Origin of the sequence: Streptomyces sp. NBC_00009 (assembly GCF_045040855.1) — a bacterium.
GTDB classification, from domain to species: domain Bacteria; phylum Actinomycetota; class Actinomycetes; order Streptomycetales; family Streptomycetaceae; genus Streptomyces; species Streptomyces aureus.
On the sequence record NZ_CP108312.1, the window covers coordinates 4,928,974 to 4,949,936 of the forward strand.

A 20,963-nucleotide genomic window follows, 5' to 3' on the forward strand; every position below is an offset into this window, starting at 1 on the left:
CCCGGCCCCCGCTCTCACGTGAGCTCGCTCCTGCGTAAGCCCGTTTTCCGGTAGGCCCGCTCCTGCGTAAGCCGCTGTCACGTAGGCCCGCTTCTGCGTAAGCCCGTTTTCCGGTAGGCCCGCTCCTGCGTAAGCCGCTGTCACGTAAGCCGGCTGTCACGTAAGCCCGCTCTCGCGTCAGCCGGCTCCCACGTCACCCCGCCAGATGCCGGACCTGGTCCCACACCGCCGGGTCCAGCACCCCGGCCCTGCGCCGGAAGTCACCCACGGGAACCTCGCGGAGCTCATCCGTCTCCAGGAAGCTCGGCCTGCCCTGCGCGTCCCCCACCGTCCCGGGCGGCAGCGCGATCACTCCGGCCCGTTCGTCGTGGTACTTGCTGGTGATCTTCGCAACGCGCGCCCGCCGCCGGCGCACCGCCAGCACGAGGCACGGCCGGTCTTTGTCGCCCGGCCCGTCCTCGTACGGCACCTGCGCCCACCAGATCTCGCCCGGCTGCGGCCGCGCACCCGGTCCGCGCGGCCCCCGCGGCGGGCGGGTCCGGCCGCCGGGCCGACGACGGTGCCCGCGCCCCCACCCGTCGACGAGCGTCGCGACGAGCGCGAGCAGCAGCACCGCGGCGAGCGCGAGCCACCATGACGTGTCCATACGGAAGACGGTACCGGTGGCACCGGCGCGACGCCGCACCGGACGCACGCCCCCCGAACCGGTGACAGCACAGGTGAGTTCTCCCACAACGGCCCACGACGGAGGAGCGACCGGCCCTTTTGCGCCTTACGCTCGACGGACCGCTCGCCCCCTCTTCCTTCTGCTCCCATCCCGCTCTCTGACTGCCAGCGCGGAGGTTCCGGCTCTTATGAAGCTCACCGTCGTCGGTTGCTCGGGGTCGTTCCCGTCCGCGGATTCGGCCTGCTCGAGCTACCTCGTCGAGGCCGACGGCTTCCGGCTGCTACTCGACATGGGCAACGGCGCCCTGGGCGAGCTGCAGCGCCACTGCGGTCTCTACGACCTCGACGCGATCTTCCTCAGCCATCTGCACGCCGACCACTGCATCGACATGTGCGGCTACTTCGTGGCGCGCTACTACCGCCACGACGGCGGCCGCTGCGCCCCGATCCCGGTCTACGGCCCCGAGGGCACGGAGCAGCGCCTCACCACGGCGTACGCGGACACGCCCTCCGCCTCCTCGATGAGCGAGGTCTTCGACTTCCACACCGTGAAGCCGGGCCGGCACGAGATCGGCCCGTTCACCGTGCGCACGGAGAGGGTGTGCCACCCCGTCGAGGCGTACGGCATCCGCGTCGAGCACGGCGGCAGGTCACTCACGTACTCCGGGGACACGGGCGCGTGCGCCGCGCTCGACGAACTCGCCGCGGACAGCGACCTGTTCCTGTGCGAGGCGGCGTTCACGCACGGCAAGGAGAACATCCCCGACCTCCACCTCAACGGCCGCGAGGCGGGCGCGTCCGCGGCCCGGGCCGGCGCCCGCCGCCTCGTCCTCACCCACATCCCGCCGTGGACGGACCCCCAGGCCAACCTCGCGGACGCCCGCGCCGTGTACGCCGGACCGGCCGAACTGGCCGTGCCCGGGCGGGTGTACGAGATCTGAGCCCGGCATGACGAAGGCCCCCGGAACCGCATCGGTTCCGGGGGCCTTCGTCGTCGTGCGGGGGCCGGGGCCTACTTGCTCTCGGCCTTGAGGAGTTCAGCCAGTTCCTCGTCGGACTCACGGCCCGGCGTAGGAATGTTGAACTTGGTGATCGCGAACCGGAAGATCACGTAGTAGACCACCGCGAAGCAGAGGCCGACCAGCGCGAGCCCCAACGGGTTGGTCGCGATACCGAGGTTGAGGAAGTAGTCGACCGCGCCGGCGGAGAAGCCGAAGCCGTCCTTCATGCCGAGCGCCCAGGTCAGCGCCATCGAGACACCGGTGAGCACCGCGTGGATCGCGTACAGGGCCGGGGCGATGAACATGAACGTGAATTCGATCGGCTCGGTCACGCCGGTGACGAACGCGGTGGCCGCGAGCGAGAACATCATGCCGCCGACGACCTTGCGGCGCTCGGGACGGGCGCAGTGGACGATCGCGAGGCAGGCCGCCGGGAGGGCGAACATCATGATTGGGAAGAAGCCGGTCATGAACTGGCCGGCGCTCGGGTCGCCCTGGAGGAAGCGCGCGATGTCGCCGCTCTTGCCCTCGTACGTACCGGCCTGGAACCACGGGAACGAGTTGAGCAGGTGGTGCATGCCGATCGGGATCAGCGCACGGTTGGCGACACCGAAGATGCCGGCGCCGACCGCGCCCGAGCCGACCAGCCACTCACCGAAGTTGTGCAGGCCGGTGCCGAGCACGGGCCAGATGAGACCGAAGACGATGCCGATGACCAGGCCCGCGAAGGCGGAGAGGATCGGGACGAGGCGGCGGCCGCCGAAGAAGCCCGCCCAGTCGGGCAGCTTGGTCCGGTAGAACTTCTGGTAGAGCAGCGCCACGACGACGCCCATGACGACACCGCCGAGCACACCGGCGTTGACCGGCGCCTCGTTCATGACGATCTTGCCGTCGACGACGGCGGCGACCTTCGGCAGGTTGCTGTCCGTGAAGGTGGCGAGCACCTTCTGGAAGACCAGGTAGCCGGTGACGGCCGCGAGCGCGGTGGAGCCGTCGGACTTCTTGGCGAAGCCGATGGCGATACCGACGCAGAACAGCAGCGGCATGTTGTCGAGCAGCGCACCGCCGCCCGCCGACATGTACGACGCCAGCTTGGTGATGAAGGTGGGGAACGAGTCCTTGCCGAGCATGTCGGGCTGCCCGAACCGGACCAGGAGCGCGGCGGCGGGCAGCACCGCGACCGGCAGCATGAGGCTGCGGCCGATGCGCTGCATGACAGCCATCGCGCCCGCGCCCTTCTTCTTGGCGGCCGCGGGGGCGGCACTGGCCGTGGTCACAACTTCCTCCAGTAGGCAAGGCGCCGCCCGGGGGACAGGTGGGGACGGCGGCGTCTCGGAAACCCGGCTCTGCGGCCGCGTGGTCTACACCACTCAGTGGTGTAGACCTGTTGTAGCACGGTGAAGGTCGTATAAGGAACCCGCTCCTTCCCGGGATCCTTGTGCGCTCAGTCATATGCGACAGCGCGGAACAAAACCCCCGGACCAGGAGGTCCGGGGGCTGTTGGGGCTTGAGGCTCGGAGGGGGCGGGGTCAGGCCTTCGTGACGTCCTCGACCTGGTCCTCGGGCTCGCGCCCGGGTGTCTTCAGGTCGAACTTGGTGATCGCGAATCTGAAGATCGCGTAGTAGACCGCCGCGAAGGCCAGTCCGATCGGGACGATCAGCCAAGGCTTGGTCGCCAGGCTCCAGTTGATGACGTAGTCGATCAGACCCGCCGAGAAGCTGAAGCCGTCGTGCACACCGAGCGCCCACGTCACCGCCATCGATACGCCGGTGAGGAACACGTGGATCACGTAGAGCGCCGGAGCCACGAAGAGGAACGAGTACTCGATCGGCTCGGTGATGCCGGTGATGGTCGAGGTCAGGGCGACCGAGAGCATCAGACCGCCGACCACCTTACGGCGCTCCGGGCGCGCGCAGTGGGTGATCGCCAGGCACGCGGCCGGCAGCGCGAACATCATGATCGGGAAGAAGCCCGAGGTGAACTGGCCCGCGTTCGGGTCACCCGCCAGGAACATGTTGATGTCGCCGTGGACCTGCGTGCCGTCCGGCTTCGTGTACGTGCCGAACTGGAACCAGATGGGCACGTTCAGGAACTGGTGCAGGCCGACCACCAGCAGTGCGCGGTTGGCCATGCCGAAGATGCCGGAGCCGATCCAGTCCAGGCCCACGAGCCAGTCGCTGAAGCTCTCCAGGGCGTCACCGATCGGCGGCCAGATCCACAGGCAGATCGCGGCGACGGCGATGGCGACGAAGGCCATGATGATCGGGACGAGGCGGCGGCCGTTGAAGAAGCCGAGCCAGTCGACCAGCTTCGTGCGGTGGAAGCGCTGCCAGAAGAACGCGGCGAGCAGACCCATGACGATGCCGCCGAAGACACCCGGGTTCTGGTAGCCGAACGCCACGACCGTGCCGTCCGGCCCCGCGCAACCAGTGACGACCGCCTTCGAGCCGGGCCCGCAGTCCACGGGGAACTGGTGCAGCACGTTGTAGTAGACGAGGAAGCCGACGACCGCCGCGAGCGCCGTCGAGCCGTCCGCCTTCTTGGCCATGCCGATGGCCACACCGACACAGAAGAGAAGGGGGAGGCCGAGCGCGCCGTCCAGCAGGGCGGAACCGGCGCCGACCATCACCTTGGAGACATCGGTCCACCCCAGACCCTGGTCACCGAAGACGTCCGGCTGGCCGAGCCGGTTGAGGATGCCGGCCGCCGGCAGTACGGCGATGGGGAGTTGGAGACTGCGACCCATCTTCTGCAGACCCTGGAAGAGGTTGTTCCAAGGGCTGGGTTTGTAGACGGCCGCGCTGTCGGCGCTCATGGGCGTCCTCCCGGAACAAGGCGCAGGGGCGGTACGTTTGGCGGTCGTGGGAAACTGGTGTAGACCAGTTGAGGGACGGGTCGGTCGGCGCCGTCCTGTGAGGGCATGACGCCGTGATCGTCATCATTCGTCACGGGTTGCATGACCGCTCGTGAAGATGGGCCAACCGTGGGTTACCGTGACAAAGCGGGCCCATGGCGGGCCAAGAGAGAAGTCAGGGAGAACCACATGGCCACCAAGGCTGAGAAGATCGTCGCCGGGCTCGGCGGGCTCGACAACATCGAAGAGGTCGAGGGCTGCATCACCCGCCTGCGCACCGAGGTCATCGACCCCAGCAAGGTCGACGAGGCCGCCCTGAAGGCCGCCGGCGCCCACGGCGTCGTCAAGATGGGCACCGCCATCCAGGTCGTCATCGGCACCGACGCCGACCCGATCGCCGGCGAGATCGAAGACATGATGTGAGCGCCCGGCAACCCGCCTAGAGTCTCCCGGCTGGATCGGGCACGCACGAAGAAGGCCCCTCACCGGACACCCGGAACGGGGCCTTCGACGTTTTCGCTAGGCTCCCCCCATGTCTCGCATCGACGGCCGCACCCCCGAACAGCTCCGCCCCATCACCATCGAACGAGGGTGGAGCAAGCACGCAGAAGGCTCCGTCCTCATCTCCTTCGGCGACACCAAGGTCTTCTGCACCGCCTCCGTCACCGAGGGCGTCCCCCGCTGGCGCAAGGGCAGCGGCGAAGGCTGGGTCACCGCCGAGTACTCGATGCTCCCGCGCGCCACCAACACCCGCGGCGACCGCGAATCCGTCCGCGGCAAGATCGGCGGCCGCACCCACGAAATCAGCCGCCTCATCGGCCGCTCGCTGCGCGCCGTCATCGACTACAAGGCCCTCGGCGAGAACACCATCGTCCTCGACTGCGACGTCCTCCAGGCCGACGGCGGCACCCGCACCGCCGCCATCACCGGCGCCTACGTCGCCCTCGCCGACGCCATCACCTGGGCCCAGGGCAAGAAGCTCATCAAGGCCGGCCGCCAGCCCCTCACCGGCACCGTCTCCGCCGTCTCCGTCGGCATCGTCGGCGGCATCCCCCTCCTCGACCTCTGCTACGAGGAAGACGTACGCGCCGACACCGACATGAACGTCGTCTGCACCGGCGACGGCCGCTTCGTCGAGGTCCAGGGCACCGCCGAGGCCGAGCCGTTCGCCCGCGACGAACTCAACTCCCTTCTCGACCTTGCCGTTTCGGGCTGCGCCGACCTCGCCACCGCCCAGCGCGCGGCACTCGAGGCCACCCTCGAAAGGTAAAGAGCACGCCAAGTAGGGTGGCAACCCGAAAGACGCCAACCGCGTCACTACGGACGGGTGTACGGCATCTCGCCGTATGCCCGTTCCGCACACAGGGGAGGACCGTTCCATGGCCGCGCGCCCACGCAACCGTCGCCGCATCGCCGTCATAGCCGCCACCGCGGCACTCATCGCCGTACCGGCCGCCACCGGCTGCAGCGCGGTCGACAAGGCGCTCGACTGCGTCCAGACCGCCGACTCCATCGCCGACAGCGTCACCGACCTCCAGCAGGCCGTCGAGAACGCCGCGAACGACCCCGGCCAGGCCGACGAAGCGCTGAACTCCATCGACAAGAACCTCGACAAGATCGGCGACAAGACGGACAACGCCGACGTCTCCAAGGCCGTCGACGACCTCAACAAGGCCGTGGGCAACGTCCGTACGGCCATCAAGAACGGCGACGAGACCCCGGACATCACCCCGGTCACCGACGCCGCCGGCGAACTGACCAAGGTCTGCACGCCGTAGCACCCGCCGTAGTGCGCCAGCGCCGGCCGCGATACTGGTCTCCATGACCCGCCTCATCCTCGCCACCCGCAACGCCGGCAAGATCACCGAGCTCAGGGCGATCCTCGCCGACGCAGGCCTGCCCCACGACCTCGTCGGCGCGGACGCCTACCCCGACATCCCCGACGTCAGGGAGACCGGCGTCACCTTCGCCGAGAACGCCCTCCTCAAGGCCCACGCCCTCGCCAAGGCCACCGGCCTGCCCGCCGTCGCCGACGACTCGGGCCTGTGCGTCGACGTACTCGGCGGAGCGCCCGGCATCTTCTCCGCCCGCTGGGCCGGCCGCCACGGCGAGGACAAGGCCAACCTCGACCTCCTCCTCGCCCAGCTCGGCGACATCGACGACGACGTCCACCGGGGGGCCCACTTCGCCTGCGCCGCGGCACTGGCCCTGCCGGACGGTACGGAGCGCGTGGTCGAGGGCCAATTGCGTGGCACCCTGCGCCACGCCCCCGCGGGCACGAACGGCTTCGGCTACGACCCGATCCTGCAGCCGGAGGGGGAGACGCGGACCTGTGCCGAGCTGACCCCGGACGAGAAGAACGCGATCTCGCATCGAGGGGAGGCGTTTCGGGCACTGGTGCCGGTGGTGAAGGAGCTGCTGGGCTGAGCCCGGCTGACAGCGAACGAAGGGCGCTCCCCACCGGGGAGCGCCCTTTTGTGTGCGGTCGGAGGGATTCGAACCCTCACGGGATTTCTCCCACCGGGACCTAAACCCGACGTGACTGCCAGATTCCACCACGACCGCAACATAACGGACATCTCGCCTTCCCGGCGAGATCCGCCCCGTCAGTGTACGGCGGCGCTGCTCGGCGCGGGAGCGCGCGTGTTGCGTCGGCATCAAGTTCTAGTCAATGCATGACAGTTCGGGCACAGGGGGCGCAGATCGTCCCGCCCGCGCGGAGCAGCTCCCTGCGGAGTCATCAGTTCGCGCTCTAGTACGGGCTAACGAACCGAAATCGGATCGGCACGCACGAAATGCGGAACGGCCCGCTCCGTGCCGGCAAGGCGGCGGGCGGGCCGTTCGGGGAGCTGGGGGTCAGAACTTCGGTGCGCGGGCCTGGGACTCCACCGGTTCCGCGGTCGGCGGGTCAGATTCCGAGGTCCTTGATGATCTTCGCTACGTGGCCGGTGGCCTTCACGTTGTAGAGGGCGCGCTCGACCTTGCCGTCCTCGTCCACGACGATCGTGGAGCGGATCACGCCCGTCACCGTTTTGCCGTAGAGCTTCTTCTCGCCGTACGCGCCGTAGGCCACGAGGGTCTCCTTCGAGGGGTCGCCGAGGAGCGTGACCTTGAGGTTTTCCTTCTCGCGGAACTTCGCGAGCTTCTCCGGCTTGTCCGGGGAAATGCCGATCACGTCGTAGCCCGCGCCCGCGAGGACGTCGAGGTTGTCCGTGAAGTCGCAGGCCTGCTTGGTGCAGCCGGGGGTGAGGGCGGCCGGGTAGAAGTAGACGATGGTCTTGCGGCCCTTGTGGTCGGCGAGGGAGACCTCGTTGCCGTCCGCGTCGGGCAGCGTGAAGGCGGGGGCGGTGTCGCCGGTCGTCAGTCGCTCGCTCATGGTGGGACTCCTCGTACGGGATACGGGTACGGGACCCGAGCGTAATGGGGGTGCCGTGGGGTGCGGTGGCCGCCGAGCTGACAGACTGTCCACGACCAGTGCCATAACAGCGACCACGGAGGCAGCGCGGTGTCGGACACGTCGAGAACGTCGGATGCGCGGACCCCGGCGCAGATCGAGGCGGACATAAAGCGCCGTCGCGAGGCGCTGGCCGAGACTCTCGACGAGATCGGGGTGCGGGTGCACCCGAAGACGATCGTCGGTGACGCGAAGGCCAAGTTCGTGTCGAGTGTCGACCACTCCGTCGGGCGGGCCTATGTGGGCGCGAACCGGCTGGTGTCGGACGTGAAGGCGCAGTTCGTCTCCGAGGAGGGTGCGCCGCGTGTGGAGCGCATCGTGCCCGTGGCTCTCGCCGTGGCCGGTCTCGTGGGGCTGCTCGCCGTGACCGCGCGGCGCCGCAAGCGCTGACCCTTCCTGCGTACGGGCGCGGCCGCGGCAGGTAGGTTCGGGGCGTGAGCGCCAACAGCGAGAAGCACAGCACCCAGCACGACAAGTTGCCCATCCGCATGCTGCACGACCGTGTGCTCGTACGGCAGGACACCGCCGAGGGCGAGCGGCGCAGCGGCGGCGGGATCCTGATTCCGGCGACCGCGGCGGTCGGGCGGCGTCTGGCCTGGGCCGTCGTGGTGGCCGTCGGGCAGAACGTGCGGACGGTGGAGCCGGGCGACCGGGTGCTGTACGACCCGGAGGACCTGGCCGAGGTCGAGGTGCGGGGTGTCGCGTACGTGCTGATGCGTGAGCGCGATCTGCACGCGGTGGCCGCCGACCGGTTCGAGGGTTCCCAGGATTCGACGGGCCTGTACCTCTAGACCCGCGCGGCTCGTACTCATTGCGTCGCTCAAGGGCTGGTGACCGTTGTCACCAGCCCTTTTGCACGCTCTTTGCTACCTTTGGGGGACCCCGACGAGACGCGCCGTACCGGGTATCGCAAAGACGACGCACCCCTGTTGATCCAACTGACGGAGGTGCCTGTCATGGCCTGGGTTCTTATCGTGATCGCCGGATTTCTCGAGGTCGGCTGGTCGATCGGCATGAAGTTCACGGACGGGTTCACCCGGCTGTGGCCGAGCGTGTTCACCGGCGCGGGCATCGTCGCCAGCATGGTGATGCTCTCCTACGCCGCCAAGACCCTGCCGATCGGTACGGCTTACGGCGTATGGGTGGGCATCGGTGCGGCCGGTGCGGCCGTCGTCGGCATGCTGGCGCTCGGGGAGCCGGCGACGGCCGCGCGGATCTTCTTCATCGTGCTGCTGATCGTCGCGATCGTGGGTCTCAAGGCGACATCGGGTCACTAGGCGTCGGGCCGCTGAGGGGCACTGTCACTCGTCGTAGTCGTAGTGGTAGTCGGAGTCGCGGGTGGAGTCCGAGTCGCCGAACAGTTCGTTCACCGGTCCTGACGGTGGGTTCGGTTCCTCCGACGGAGTCGCGAAGGTGGGCTCCGCCGGTGTGGACGGTGCGGTCGGGGGGCCGGACGACGCCGGTTCGGACGGGGGCTCGCTGGAGGGCTCGCCGGTGGTCGGTTCGGTGGACGGTTCGTCGGGTGCGGCCGAGGGGATCTCGGGCTGTTCGGCGCCGGACTCCAGGTCCAGGTCGAAGTCCTTGGCGGAGCTGCCCATGAGCGCGGCCTTGGTGAACTGGGCCCAGATCTGCGCCGGGAAGCCGCCGCCGTTGACGCGCGGCAGACCCAGCGCCCCGTAGAGCGGGGTGTGGGCGCCGGTGTCGGGGTTCTGGCCCATGACGGCGACGACGGTGGCGAGGTCGGGGGTGTAGCCCGCGAACCAGGCCGCCGTGTCCTCCTCTGCGGTGCCGGTCTTGCCGGCGGCGGGCCGGTCCGCGGCGAGGGCGGCGGTGCCGGTGCCGCCCTCGACGACGCTCTGCAGGACGGACGTGGTCGTGTCGGCGGACTCGCGGGTGACGGCGCGCCTGGTGGTCTGCTCGGGCAGGTCGACGCTCTCGCCGTCCTTGGTGACTTCGGCGACGATCGTGTACGTGGCGCGCCTGCCGTGATTGGCGAGGGTCGCGTACGCCTCGGTCATGTCGAGGACGCTGGCCGTGGCCGGGCCGAGCGCGATCGAGGGGGACTCGGTCAGGTCGGGGGTGTTCTTGGGGAGGCCGAGGGCGATTGCGGTCTGCTTGACCTTGTCGGAGCCGACATCGACGGCCATCTGCGCGTAGACCGCGTTGACGGACTTGTCGGTGGCGGTGCGGACGGTGATGGGGCCGTAGTCGACCTTGTCCTCGTTCTCGGGGGCGTAGTAGCCGCCGCTCCAGCCCTGTACGGGGCGTGCGTTGGTGCCGTCGTAGACGGTGTTCGGGGTGATGGTGCGGCCGTCCTGGGTGGTGGAGGCGTTCTCCACGGCCGAGGTGAGGACGAACGGCTTGAACGTGGAGCCGACTTGGTAGTCGCGGCGCGTGGCGTTGTTGACGTACTGCTTCGTGTAGTCGATGCCGCCGTACATCGCGAGGACCTTGCCGGTCGCGGGGTCGATGGCGGCGCCGCCGGCGCGGACGTTGCGGTCGGCCGCGCGGTTCTCCTTGTCGAGTTTGGACATCAGCCGGTCGTCGACGGCTTTGACGAAGGCGTCCTGTTTCTTCTTCTGGAGTGTGGTGGTGATGCGGTAGCCGCCGACGGCCAGGGTGTCCTCGTCGATGATGTCGTTGTCCGTGAGGTAGTCCTTGACGGCCTGGACGAGGTAGCCGCGCTGGCCGGACATCCCGGCGGGGCCCTTGGCGTCGTCGGGCATGGGGAACGTCGTCTTCGTGCGTTCGGCGGCGCTGAGCCAGCGTTCCTTGACCATGCCGTCGAGGACGTAGTTCCAGCGGGCGACGGCCTGCGCCTTGTTCTCGGGGTGGGCGATGACGTCGTACGCGCTGGGGGCGTTGAGGAGGGCAGCGAGGTAGGCGCCCTGCGCGGTGGTGAGGTCCTCGACGTCCACGCCGTAGTAGGCCTGGGCGGCGGCCTGGATGCCGTAGGCGTTGCGGCCGAAGTAGCTGGTGTTGAGGTAGCCCTCGAGGATGTGGTCCTTGCTCTCCTCGCGGTCCAGCTTGATCGAGATGAAGAACTCCTTCACCTTGCGGGTGATGGTCTGTTCCTGGCCCAGGTAGTAGTTCTTCACGTACTGCTGGGTGATCGTCGAGCCGGACTGTTTGCCCTTGCCGGTGACGGTGTTCCAGGCGGCGCGGACCATCGCCTTGGGGTCGATGGCGGACTCGTTGTAGAAGTCGCGGTCCTCGGCGGCGAGTACGGCGTGCTGGACGTTCCTGGGGATCTGGGAGAGGGAGACGTTCTCGCGGTTGATCTCACCGTCGCGGGCGAGCTGGCTGCCGTCGGCGTACAGGTAGACGTTGCTCTGCGCGGTGGCGGTGGCGTTGGCGGGCGGGATCTTGACGAGGACGTAGCCGAGGGTGAACAGGCCGATGCACAGAAGCAGGAAGCCGAAGATCGTGCCGAGGACCATGCGCCAGGTGGGGATCAGGCGGCGCCAGCCCGTGCGCCGGGGGCGTTTGCGTTTCGCCGGCTTCCCGGCCTTCCCGGACTCTGCGGCCTTCGGCTGCTGCGGCTCGTCGCTCATGCCCTGTGGAACTCCTGTTTCCCTCCGTACGTCACGTACGCCTCGTACGGCTCTTTACTTCCTGCCGGACACTCTGGCATCGATGGGTGGTGCGGCCGGGGCGTGGCACGCGCCGGGGGAGCCGAAAATGCGTGGCACGGTACACCCTGCTCCCGCTAGGCTCCTGCGCTTTGGTCCGGAACGGAAGACGGAACGGAAGACGGGAGCGCGGGGAAGTGTTCGTGGGGTCCTGCCGTCTGTACGCGGCCGTCGCCGCCGGGGGGTTCCGGCGCTTCGCGACGTACCGTTCGGCCACCGCTGCGGGCGTGTTCACGAACACCGTCTTCGGGTTCATCGTGGCGTACACGTACATCGCGCTGTGGGACGAGCGGCCGGGGCTCGGCGGGTACGACCAGACGCAGGCGCTGACGTATGTGTGGATCGGGCAGGCGCTCGCGCAGGCCCTGTCGATATTCAACGCGGGTTTCGCCGTCGACATGGTGGCGCGGATCCGTAACGGCGACATCGCTGTGGATCTGTACCGGCCCGTGGACCTCCAACTGTGGTATCTGGCCGGCGACTTGGGGCGGGCCGGGTTCCAGTTGTTCAGCCGGGGTCTGGTGCCGCTGACGGTGGGCGCGCTCGCCTTTCCGCTCGCGCTGCCGGGCGATCCGGTGGTGTGGCTGGAGTTCCTGGTGGCGGTGGTGCTGGCGGTGGTGGTGAGCTTCGCGATCCGCTATGTGCTGGCGCTGAGCGCGTTCTGGCTGCTCGACGGGTCGGGGGTCCTGCAGTTCGGGGGTCTGGTGGGGATGTTCTTCACGGGGCTGCTGCTGCCGCTGAACGCGATGCCCGGCGCGCTCGGCGACATCGCGCGGGTGCTGCCGTGGGCGTCGCTCCTCCAGATGCCCGCGGACATCCTCCTCGGCGCCCGCTCCGGCGCGGCCGAAGTCCTCATGGCGTACGCCTTCCAGGCCGGCTGGGCGGTCGTCCTGCTCGCCGCGGGCCGCCTCCTCCAGTCCTCCGCGACGCGCAAGGCGGTGCTCCAAGGTGGCTGACGTCGGCGGGAGCGTACGGGTCTACGGCCTGATCGCCGCGATGTGGATCCGCTCCACCCTGGTCTACCGCACGTCGTTCGCGGCCGCGGTTCTCACCAACTTCCTTGTCACGGCCCTCGATTTCGTCGTGATCTGGATGATGTTCTCGCAGGCGACCTCGATCGGCGGCTACAGCTTCGCGGAGACCGCCTTCCTGTACGGGACCGCTTCCGTCTCCTTCGGGATCACCGCTCTCCTGCTCGGCAGCGTCGACGATCTCGGGCTGCGGGTGCGCGACGGCTCCCTCGACGCGTTCCTGGTGCGCCCCGCCCCGGTGCTCGTGCAGGTCGCCGCGGACCGCTTCGGCCTGCGCCGCCTCGGCCGTTTCCTCCAGGGCGCCCTGGTCCTCGGCTGGTCGCTGACGCGCCTGGACCTCGACTGGACGCTCGCCAAGCTGCTTCTGCTGCCCGTGATGCTGCTGAGCGGCGCGGCGATCTTCGGCGCGGTGTACGTGGCCGGGGCGGCGTTCCAGTTCTGGGCGCAGGACGCGGCGGAGGCGCAGAGCGCGTTCACGTTCGGCGGGCTGACGCTGCTCCAGTACCCGCCGACGGTGTTCGCCAGGGACTTCGTGATCGGCGTGACGTTCGTCGTGCCGCTGGCCTTCGTCAACTGGCTGCCCGCGCTGTACGTGCTCGGCCGCCCCTACCCCGTCGGCCTGCCCTGGTGGCTCGCCTTCACGCCGCCGCTGGTGGCCGCCGGGAGCTGCGCGCTCGCGGGTCTGGCCTGGCGCGCGGGTGTCCGTTCGTACCGCAGCACCGGGAGCTGAAGACGTATGGCTGAGGACTTCATCGAGGTCGACGGCGTGGAGAAGGTCTTCGACGTGCGCAGGAAGACGGGGCTGCTGCGGCGCGAGCGCCGTCAGGTGCGGGCCGTCGACTCGCTCACCTTCAGCGTGCCGCGCGGCGAGATGGTCGGCTACATCGGGCCGAACGGCGCGGGCAAGTCCACCACGATCAAGATGCTCACCGGCATCCTCACGCCCAGCGCGGGCAGGCTGCGCGTCGCGGGTATCGAGCCGTCCCGGGAGCGGACGCGGCTCGCGCGGCGGATCGGCGTGGTGTTCGGGCAGCGCACGACGCTGTGGTGGGACCTGCCGCTGATCGACTCGTACCGGCTGATGCACCGCATGTACCGCATCCCGGACGCCCGCTACCGGGAGAACCTCGACCGGTGTGTCGAACTCCTGGAACTGGGCGGCCTGTTGGACACGCCGGTGCGGCAGCTCTCCCTCGGGCAGCGCATGCGCGGCGACATCGCGGCGGCCCTGCTGCACGACCCCGAGGTGCTCTACCTCGACGAGCCGACCATCGGGCTCGACGTCGTCTCCAAGGTCAAAGTGCGGGGATTCCTGCGGGAGTTGAACGAGGAACGGGGCACAACGGTGCTGCTGACCACGCACGACCTGACCGACATCGAACAGCTCTGCAAGCGCGTCATGGTCATCGACCACGGTCGCCTCATGTACGACGGTCAGCTCGACGGCCTGCACCAGGTGGGGGAGAGTGAGCGGACCCTCGTCGTCGACCTGGAGCGTGAACTTCCGCCGCTGGACGTGCAGTTCGCCCGGGTGGTGAAGGTGGACGGGCCGCGCCAGTGGCTGGCGTTCCCGGCCGCGCAGTCGGCGGCGCCGCTGGTCGCGCAGATCGCGGCGGAGTATCCGCTGGCGGATCTGTCGGTGCGGGAGCCGGACATCGAGTCCGTGATCGCCCGGATGTACGCCAGGGAGGAACCATCCCTGGGAGGAACGGCCGCGCCCTCGTAGGCTGACCCCATGACGGACGAACGCCCTGAGCGCCCCGAGCCGAACGACCTGCCCGAGCTGCGGGCCTCCGACGCCGACCGGGACCGGGTCGCGGAGGTCCTGCGGGACGCCCTCGCCGAGGGACGCCTGGACATGGAGGAGTTCGACGAGCGGCTCGAGGCCGTGTACGCGGCGCGTACGTACGGTGAGTTGGCGCCGATCACGCGTGATCTGCCGGGGGCGGGCGCGGCGGTGCCGGGGACCCCGGTGAGCTTCGTGAAGGAGCCGCAGCCCGAGGGCGCGGTCGACTGGCGGGCACGGATCGGCGGGGAGGCCACGTCCACGTGGGCGCTCGCGCTCTTCGGCGGGTTCGGCCGCAAGGGGCGCTGGACGGTGGGCGAGAGGTTCACCGCGTTCACGATGTTCGGCGGCGGCGAGATCGACCTGCGGGAGGCGCGGTTCGCGTCCCGTGACGTGGTCATCAACTGCTTCACGATCATGGGCGGGGTCCAGATCAAGGTGCCGCCGGAGCTGGATGTCACCGTCAAGGGCTTCGGCATCATGGGCGGCGTCGACGACCGGGCGTCGGGCGAGGGCACGCCGGGCTCCCCGCGGGTCGTCGTACGGGGGTTCGCCCTGATGGGCGGCGTCGGCGTGGACCGCAAGGCGAGGCGCGAGGACCGTCTTCGCTTCAAGGAGGAGCGCCGCAAGGACAAGCTGGACCGCATGGCCGCGCACCTTGAGGCGCTGGAGGGGCACCGCGAGCGGCACGCCGAACGCCATCAGCTGCGGCACGAGCGCCACGAGGAGCGGCGCCAGCGCCAGTGGGAGCGGGCGGAGGAGCGCCGCGAGAGGCGCGAGCGGTAGCGCACCCGCGCCGTGAGCGGTGGTGCAGCCGTGCCGGGCGCTACAGCTCGGCCGGCGTCGACCCCTTCAGCGTCGTCAGGTTGAACGTGTCCGCCATCCTGCGGAAGCCGGAGTCGCTCGGGTGCAGGTGGTCACCGGAGTCGTACGCGGGCAGGAGCTTGCGCGGGTTGTACGGGTCGCGCAGCGCCTTGTCGAAGTCGACGAACTCGTCGAAGACCTTGCCGGAGCGGATCTGGGTGTTCACGGCCTGGCGCACGCCGTCGAGGCGGGGCTCGTAGCCGCGGTGGCCCTGGAACGGCATGAGCGTCGCGCCGACCACGCGCAGGCCGCGCGTGTGCGCCTGCCGGGTCAGCTCCCGCAGCCCCTCGACGATCTTGTCGGGGTCGTTCTGGTGCGGGTTGCGGAGGATGTCGTTGACGCCGAGCGCGATGACGACGGCCTTGACGCCGGACCGGTCGAGGACGTCCCGGTCGAAGCGCGAGAGGCCGCTCGGGTTGTTCGCGGGGCGGCCGAGGCCGTCGGACAGGATGCGGTTGCCGCTGATGCCCTGGTTGACGACGCCGTAGCGGGCCGCGCCGTTCTCGTCGCGCAGCCGGGCGGCGAGGATGTCCGTCCAGCGGTGGTTGGCGCCCACCGTCGAGGTGACGCCGTCGGTCAGGGAGTCGCCGATCACGACGACGGTGCCGTCCGACTCGTTGCTGAGCACGTCGAGCGCGGTGACGTAGCGCCAGTACGGGGTCTGCTCCGTGTACGCGGCGCCGGTCGCGTCCTCCGCGCGGTCGCCCTGGGCGACGTACGACATCTGACGGGCCTGTGGGTGGTAGGTGACCGGGCCCGACGGGGTGGGCGAGTAGCTCGTGACGAGCATGTCCGCGTCGTGCGGGACGTGCAGCCGCACGGCGTCGCTCATGGCCTGGGAGCCGGCCGGGATGACGACCGAGGTGTTGCCGGCGAAGGTGAGGCGGCGCAGCGTGCCGGCCGCGGCGGCCGGGCTGTTGGGCGCGGCGGCGACGGCGACCGAGGCGTGCGTGATGCTGAGCGGCTGCTGCCCGTAGAGGTTGGAGAACGTGATGCGGGCGCTGGTGCCGCCGATGCTGGTGTGCACGACGTTGCGCACGGAGCGGCCCGCGAGGCCGTCGGTCTCGGTGCCGGGCTCGCCGCCCGCGGGGGAGGCCGACCAACTGCCCGACCAGGTGCCGGTGGAGGCGGGGGCCGCCGAGTTCTGCGGGTGCCGGGGGCCGGCGCTGACCGTGCTGTTCGAGCCGTCGTAGGCACCGGAGACGCCCAGGTATATGGCGGCCGAAATCACGACGATCAGGGCCGCGACCGCGGCCAGCAGGGCATAACCGTGTCGCTTGGTCATGCGGGGGTGTCTCCTCGGGCAGCGGGAGCCCCGAGGCTCCGATGTGATGTTCCCATGATGCGTCATGGGCCGGGAGGAAGCCGACACTGCCCCCCTCCGCCTTTTGAGACGCCGGGAACTTGTCGTCCGTTCCGGGAGTCGGTCAGGTAGGGACAATGTGTGAGAGGGATGACACGGGGGACTGCCGGGTGAGCGGACTGCGACGGGCGGAGTGAGCTGAGTGGACGAAGTGGAGGACGCGAAGCGCGCGGCGGCCGCGCGCGACACGGAGGAAACGGGCGAAGCGGGCATGGGTGAGCATGCCCGTGCGGGCGGCTCCTCATTCAGGACGCGACCGGCCCCGTTCGGCGCGGGCCCCGGCTCCTTCAGCCCCGCCGACGTGGAGAAGCAGCGCGGCGTACGGCGGATGAAGACCACCGCCACCGGCCTGCTCCTGCTCGTCGCCGTCATCTACGTACTCGCCAAGTGGGGGCAGAACTCCGGCGCCGGCGCCTGGGCGGGCTACGTGGCAGCCGCCGCCGAAGCGGGCATGGTCGGCGCCCTCGCCGACTGGTTCGCGGTCACCGCGCTCTTCCGCCGCCCCCTCGGCCTGCCCATCCCGCACACGGCGATCATCCCGACCAAGAAGGACCAGCTGGGCGTCTCGCTCGGCGAGTTCGTCGGGGAGAACTTCCTCTCCTCCGACGTCGTACGGCAGCGGCTGCGCGCCGTCGGCATCGGCGGCCGGCTCGGCACCTGGCTGGCCCAACCGGAGCACGCCGACCGGGTGACGGCCGAGCTCGCCACCGCCCTGCGCGGAGCCCTCACCGTGCTGCGCGACTCGGACGTCCAGGCCGTCGTCGGCGAGGCCATCACGCGCCGCGCCGACGCCCAGGAGGTAGCGCCCGGCATAGGCAAGTTGCTGGAGAGGGTCGTCGCCGACGGCGGCCACAAGCGGGCCGTGGACCTCGTCTGCGCACGGGCCCACGACTGGCTGGTGCGGCACGGGGACTCCGTGATGGACGCGGTGCAGGGCGGCGCCCCCGGTTGGACCCCGCGGTTCGTCGACAAGAAGATCGGCGACCGCGTCTACAAGGAGCTCCTGCGCTTCGTCACCGAGATGCGCGACATGCCCGAGCACCCGGCCCGCGGCGCCCTCGACCGCTTCCTCGGCGACTTCGCCTCCGACCTCCAGTCCGACACGGACACGCGGGCGCGCGTCGAGCGCCTGAAGTCCGAGGTCATCGCCCGTCCCGAGGTCCAGGACCTGATCGCCTCCGCCTGGTCCGCGGTCCGCGCCATGATCGTCGCGGCGGCGGAGGACGAGCGCAGCGAGCTGCGGCTGCGCGTACGGGCCTCGCTGCTCTCCCTCGGCGCCCGGATGGCGACCGACGCGCGCCTCCAGGACAAGGTCGACGGCTGGGTCGAGGGCGCGGCCACGTACGTCGTGACGACGTACCGCACGGAGATCACCTCCCTGATCACGGACACCGTGGCGGGCTGGGACGCCGAGCACACCTCGAAGAAGATCGAGGCGCACATCGGCCGTGACCTGCAGTTCATCCGGATCAACGGCACGGTGGTGGGCTCGCTGGCAGGGCTCGCGATCTACGCGGTGTCGCGGGTGCTGGGGGCATGACGCGCGGCCCCTGCGCCCGCCGTACGGTCAGCGCGAGCAGCGCCGCCCCCGCGCACAGCGCGCCCGCGCCCACCCACACCGGGTCGTACGAGCCGAAGGCGTCCCGCGCCATCCCGCCCGCGAACGCCACGGCCCCGGCCCCGACCTGGTGCGCGGCGCTCACCCAGCCGAACACGACCGGCGCGTCTGCCCCGTAGTGGGCGCGGCACAGCGCGATCGTCGGCGGCACGGTCGCCACGTCGAGCAGCCCGAAGACGACGGTGAACGCGACGAGCGGCGCGTCCACGGCCGACGTCAGGAGTAGCGGCAGCGCGAGGAGGGTGAGGCCGCGCAGGGCGTAGTACACGGCGAGCAGGCGGCGCGGATCGGCGCGGTCCGTCAGCCATCCGGACGCCACCGTCCCCGCGACATTGAAGATCCCGATGAGGGAGAGCAGCGACGCGGCGACGGTCACGGGCATCCCGTGGTCGTGGGCGGCGGGCGCGAAGTGCGTCCACATCACCCCGTTCGTCGAGGCGCCGCAGACGGCGAAGGTCCCGGCAAGCAGCCAGAACGGGCCGGTGCGGGCGGCTCGGGCGAGGGTGCGCAGGGCGCGCCGCGCGGCGTCCTCGGTACGGCCGGCGGGGCGAGCGGTGTCTTCGGTTCGGCCCGGGGCCTTCCGCGGATCGCGCACCGCGGCCCACACCACGGGCAGCGCGCCGGCCGCGGCGAGCGCGAGAGCCGCGGCGGCGGCCCGCCACGAGTACGCGTCGATCACCCACGACAGCACGGGCAGGAACACGAACTGCCCCACCACGCTCGCCGCCGTGAGCAGCCCGGTGACGAGCCCGCGCCGCGCGACGAACCACCGCTCGGTGACGGTCGCGGCGAACGTCGTGGCCGTCGCCCCCGTCCCCAGGCCCACCAGCACGCCCCAGTACAGGACGAACTGCCAGGGCGTGGTCATGGTCGTCGCGAGCCCGGCCCCGGCCCCGACGAGACACAGGGCGCCGACGGCGACGCGCCGCATCCCGAACCGGTCCATGAGCGCCGCGGCGAAGGGGGCGGTCGCCCCGTAAACGACCATGTTCACGAGCGAGCCGAGCCCGACGGACGCCCGTGACCAGCCGAGATCCTCGTGGAGCGGCCCGACGAGCAGACCGGCGAGCGTGCTGAACGCTCCGGCCGTGACGATGGCGAGCGCGGCTCCGGCGGCGACGGTCCAGGGGGACCCGGGTTTCCGGGGGTGCGGCCGGGGGCGGGAGTTCTTCATGACTTCACCCTGTGACGGAGGCACCCGCCGCCACGACTGGCCAGATGGCCACGAGGTGAAAGAATCTGGCCATGACTCCCGTAAGGCCCGCGACCCCGGCGGACGGCGGTCGCCGGACCGTCGCCGTCCTCGTCCGCGACGGCGTCCTGCCCATGGAACTCGGCCTGGTCCACCAGTTGTTCGGCACGGCGAGGTCCGCGGCGGGCGAGCCGCTCTACGACGTCCTCACCTGCGCCCCGCGCCCCGGCAGGATCCGTACGGACGCGGACTTCCCGATCTACGCGGAGCACGGCCTGGCGACGGTGGCGGCCGCGGACACGGTCCTCGTACCGGCGTCGCACGAGACGGACGAGGGCCTGCGGCCGGGCGGCCTGCCCGAGGAGCTGGCGGCGGCCCTGCGCGCGGCGGCGGCCCTGCGCGGGCCGGAGGACGCATCAGCCCCGCGCCGGATCGCCTCCATCTGCACGGGCTCGTTCGTGCTCGCGGCGGCGGGGCTCCTGGACGGCCGGCGCGCGACGACGCACTGGATGTCGGCCGATCTCTTCGCGCGCACGTTCCCGTCCGTGACGGTGGACCCCGGCGTCCTGTACGTCGACGAGGGCCGGATCCTCACGTCCGCGGGCGAGGCGGCGGGAATCGACCTGTGCCTCCACATGATCCGCCGCGACCACGGCGCGGCCGTCGCGGCGGAGGTGGCGCGCCGCACGGTGGTGCCCCCGCACCGGGAGGGCGGCCAGGCGCAGTACATCCAACGCCCCGTGGAATCAGAGGGGTTGACGTCCACGTCCGCGTCGCGCGCGTGGGCCCTTACCCGCCTCGCCGAGCCCCTCACCCTCGCCGAACTGGCCGCGCACGACGCCATGTCCGTGCGCACGTACAGCCGCCGCTTCCGGGAGGAGACGGGCCTCACCCCCATCCAGTGGCTGACCCAGCGCCGTGTGGACCGCGCGCGCGAACTCCTGGAACAGACGGACCACACGGTCGACCGCATCGCGACGGAGGCGGGCTTCGGCACGGGTGCGTCGCTCAGAGCGCACTTCCAGGCGGGCCTCGGGGTGCCGCCGGGGGCGTACAGGTCGACGTTCAGGGGGAGGTGACTCCTGCGCGCCGCCCGGACCCCACTCCACCGCACGGGAGCCCCGATGACCATCCGCAGGATCGTCCCGAACCTCACGACGCCGTCACAGGAGTCGATGGCCGAGAACCGCGACTTCTACGGCCTGCTCGGCTTCGAGGAGGTCATGAACCAAGGGTGGGTGATGACCCTCGCGTCCCCCTCCAACCCGACCGCCCAGGTCAGCTTCCTCACCCACGAAGCGACCGCGCCCGTGGTCCCGGACCTCAGCGTGGAGGTCGAGGACGTGGACGCGGTCTACGCGCAGGTACGCGCATCCGGCGCCGAGATCGTCCACGACCTCCGCGAGGAGGAGTGGGGCGTACGCCGCTTCTTCGTACGGGACCCGGAGGGGCGAGTGGTGAACGTACTGGGGCACCGGGGCGCGTAGCCCCCGTAAGTAGC

22 protein-coding genes, 1 tRNA gene and 1 riboswitch are annotated in these 20,963 nt (G+C 70.3%); of the genes, 15 read left to right on the top strand and 8 right to left on the bottom strand.

Annotated elements, in window-relative coordinates:
• Positions 1-193: 193 nt before the first annotated feature.
• Positions 194-646, bottom strand: coding sequence for a type II toxin-antitoxin system PemK/MazF family toxin (locus tag OHA58_RS22250; RefSeq protein WP_405480871.1), 453 nt, complete (start codon positions 644-646; stop codon positions 194-196).
• Between the two features lie 208 nt (positions 647-854).
• Here OHA58_RS22250 and OHA58_RS22255 point away from each other — a divergent pair, with 208 nt between their 5' ends.
• Positions 855-1,607: an MBL fold metallo-hydrolase gene (locus tag OHA58_RS22255; protein ID WP_405480873.1), complete on the top strand. Its 753-nt coding sequence runs from the start codon at positions 855-857 to the stop codon at positions 1,605-1,607.
• Between the two features lie 71 nt (positions 1,608-1,678).
• On the opposite strand, the gene OHA58_RS22260 is transcribed toward OHA58_RS22255, so the two are convergent.
• Positions 1,679-2,944: a PTS transporter subunit EIIC gene (locus OHA58_RS22260; protein ID WP_405480874.1), complete on the bottom strand. Its 1,266-nt coding sequence runs from the start codon at positions 2,942-2,944 to the stop codon at positions 1,679-1,681.
• A gap of 252 nt (positions 2,945-3,196) precedes the next feature.
• Positions 3,197-4,483 carry a PTS transporter subunit EIIC gene (locus OHA58_RS22265; RefSeq protein ID WP_405480876.1) on the bottom strand — a complete coding sequence of 429 codons (1,287 nt, stop codon included), beginning with the start codon at positions 4,481-4,483 and terminating at the stop codon, positions 3,197-3,199.
• A 141-nt stretch (positions 4,484-4,624) separates the two neighbouring features.
• On the opposite strand from OHA58_RS22265, the gene OHA58_RS22270 reads away from it, so the two are divergent.
• From OHA58_RS22270 to rdgB, 4 genes are all read left to right on the top strand, one after another.
• The gene (locus OHA58_RS22270) at positions 4,625-4,945 is read left to right on the top strand and encodes a glucose PTS transporter subunit EIIB (RefSeq protein WP_405480878.1); all 321 of its coding nucleotides are present in this window, start codon (positions 4,625-4,627) and stop codon (positions 4,943-4,945) included.
• 109 nt (positions 4,946-5,054) lie between these two features.
• Entirely contained in the window at positions 5,055-5,792 is a 738-nt protein-coding gene (rph, locus tag OHA58_RS22275; RefSeq protein ID WP_405480879.1) for a ribonuclease PH, read from the top strand.
• A gap of 109 nt (positions 5,793-5,901) precedes the next feature.
• Positions 5,902-6,300, top strand: a complete 399-nt coding sequence (locus tag OHA58_RS22280; RefSeq protein WP_405480880.1) for a hypothetical protein — start codon at positions 5,902-5,904, stop codon at positions 6,298-6,300.
• 43 nt (positions 6,301-6,343) lie between these two features.
• Complete coding sequence (rdgB, locus tag OHA58_RS22285) at positions 6,344-6,949, top strand: RdgB/HAM1 family non-canonical purine NTP pyrophosphatase (RefSeq protein ID WP_405480882.1); 606 nt, start codon at positions 6,344-6,346, stop codon at positions 6,947-6,949.
• A gap of 53 nt (positions 6,950-7,002) precedes the next feature.
• On the opposite strand, the gene OHA58_RS22290 is transcribed toward rdgB, so the two are convergent.
• Positions 7,003-7,087, bottom strand: a tRNA-Leu gene (locus OHA58_RS22290).
• A gap of 343 nt (positions 7,088-7,430) precedes the next feature.
• On the bottom strand, positions 7,431-7,898 hold the full coding sequence (gene bcp, locus OHA58_RS22295) for a thioredoxin-dependent thiol peroxidase (RefSeq protein WP_405480884.1): 468 nt from the start codon (positions 7,896-7,898) through the stop codon (positions 7,431-7,433).
• 129 nt (positions 7,899-8,027) lie between these two features.
• Between bcp and OHA58_RS22300 the strand changes: the two genes are divergently transcribed.
• From OHA58_RS22300 to OHA58_RS22310, 3 genes are all read left to right on the top strand, one after another.
• Positions 8,028-8,366 (top strand): DUF3618 domain-containing protein, encoded by a 339-nt coding sequence (locus OHA58_RS22300; RefSeq protein WP_405480886.1) that lies wholly within the window; start codon positions 8,028-8,030, stop codon positions 8,364-8,366.
• A 98-nt stretch (positions 8,367-8,464) separates the two neighbouring features.
• On the top strand, positions 8,465-8,767 hold the full coding sequence (locus tag OHA58_RS22305; protein WP_199841797.1) for a co-chaperone GroES: 303 nt from the start codon (positions 8,465-8,467) through the stop codon (positions 8,765-8,767).
• Between the two features lie 63 nt (positions 8,768-8,830).
• A riboswitch (guanidine-III (ykkC-III) riboswitch) is annotated at positions 8,831-8,901 on the top strand.
• 31 nt (positions 8,902-8,932) lie between these two features.
• Positions 8,933-9,253: a multidrug efflux SMR transporter gene (locus OHA58_RS22310; RefSeq protein ID WP_227294972.1), complete on the top strand. Its 321-nt coding sequence runs from the start codon at positions 8,933-8,935 to the stop codon at positions 9,251-9,253.
• Between the two features lie 24 nt (positions 9,254-9,277).
• Here OHA58_RS22310 and OHA58_RS22315 read toward each other — a convergent pair whose 3' ends face one another.
• Complete coding sequence (locus tag OHA58_RS22315; RefSeq protein ID WP_405480888.1) at positions 9,278-11,530, bottom strand: transglycosylase domain-containing protein; 2,253 nt, start codon at positions 11,528-11,530, stop codon at positions 9,278-9,280.
• A 221-nt stretch (positions 11,531-11,751) separates the two neighbouring features.
• On the opposite strand from OHA58_RS22315, the gene OHA58_RS22320 reads away from it, so the two are divergent.
• Genes OHA58_RS22320 through OHA58_RS22335 form a run of 4 tightly spaced genes read left to right on the top strand, consistent with a single transcriptional unit; the run spans position 11,752 to position 15,211 of the window.
• Positions 11,752-12,564, top strand: a complete 813-nt coding sequence (locus OHA58_RS22320; protein ID WP_405480890.1) for an ABC transporter permease — start codon at positions 11,752-11,754, stop codon at positions 12,562-12,564.
• A 40-nt stretch (positions 12,565-12,604) separates the two neighbouring features.
• Entirely contained in the window at positions 12,605-13,369 is a 765-nt protein-coding gene (locus tag OHA58_RS22325) for an ABC transporter permease (protein WP_266569383.1), read from the top strand.
• A 6-nt stretch (positions 13,370-13,375) separates the two neighbouring features.
• A complete protein-coding gene (locus OHA58_RS22330; RefSeq protein WP_405480892.1) occupies positions 13,376-14,365 on the top strand; it encodes an ATP-binding cassette domain-containing protein in 990 nt (329 codons plus the stop codon).
• A 9-nt stretch (positions 14,366-14,374) separates the two neighbouring features.
• Positions 14,375-15,211: a DUF1707 domain-containing protein gene (locus tag OHA58_RS22335; RefSeq protein WP_405480893.1), complete on the top strand. Its 837-nt coding sequence runs from the start codon at positions 14,375-14,377 to the stop codon at positions 15,209-15,211.
• A 40-nt stretch (positions 15,212-15,251) separates the two neighbouring features.
• Here the strand turns inward: OHA58_RS22335 and OHA58_RS22340 are convergent, their stop codons facing one another.
• Complete coding sequence (locus tag OHA58_RS22340; protein WP_405480894.1) at positions 15,252-16,574, bottom strand: SGNH/GDSL hydrolase family protein; 1,323 nt, start codon at positions 16,572-16,574, stop codon at positions 15,252-15,254.
• A gap of 289 nt (positions 16,575-16,863) precedes the next feature.
• Between OHA58_RS22340 and OHA58_RS22345 the strand changes: the two genes are divergently transcribed.
• On the top strand, positions 16,864-18,192 hold the full coding sequence (locus OHA58_RS22345; RefSeq protein WP_405485099.1) for a DUF445 domain-containing protein: 1,329 nt from the start codon (positions 16,864-16,866) through the stop codon (positions 18,190-18,192).
• Here OHA58_RS22345 and OHA58_RS22350 read toward each other — a convergent pair.
• Entirely contained in the window at positions 18,122-19,444 is a 1,323-nt protein-coding gene (locus OHA58_RS22350; protein ID WP_405480895.1) for an MFS transporter, read from the bottom strand. The two genes, OHA58_RS22345 and OHA58_RS22350, sit on opposite strands and share 71 nt — an antisense overlap.
• A gap of 71 nt (positions 19,445-19,515) precedes the next feature.
• On the opposite strand from OHA58_RS22350, the gene OHA58_RS22355 reads away from it, so the two are divergent.
• Together OHA58_RS22355 and OHA58_RS22360 are read left to right on the top strand one after the other, a co-directional pair.
• Entirely contained in the window at positions 19,516-20,541 is a 1,026-nt protein-coding gene (locus OHA58_RS22355) for a GlxA family transcriptional regulator (RefSeq protein WP_405480897.1), read from the top strand.
• Between the two features lie 45 nt (positions 20,542-20,586).
• Complete coding sequence (locus OHA58_RS22360) at positions 20,587-20,949, top strand: VOC family protein (protein WP_405480898.1); 363 nt, start codon at positions 20,587-20,589, stop codon at positions 20,947-20,949.
• Positions 20,950-20,963 lie beyond the last annotated feature (14 nt).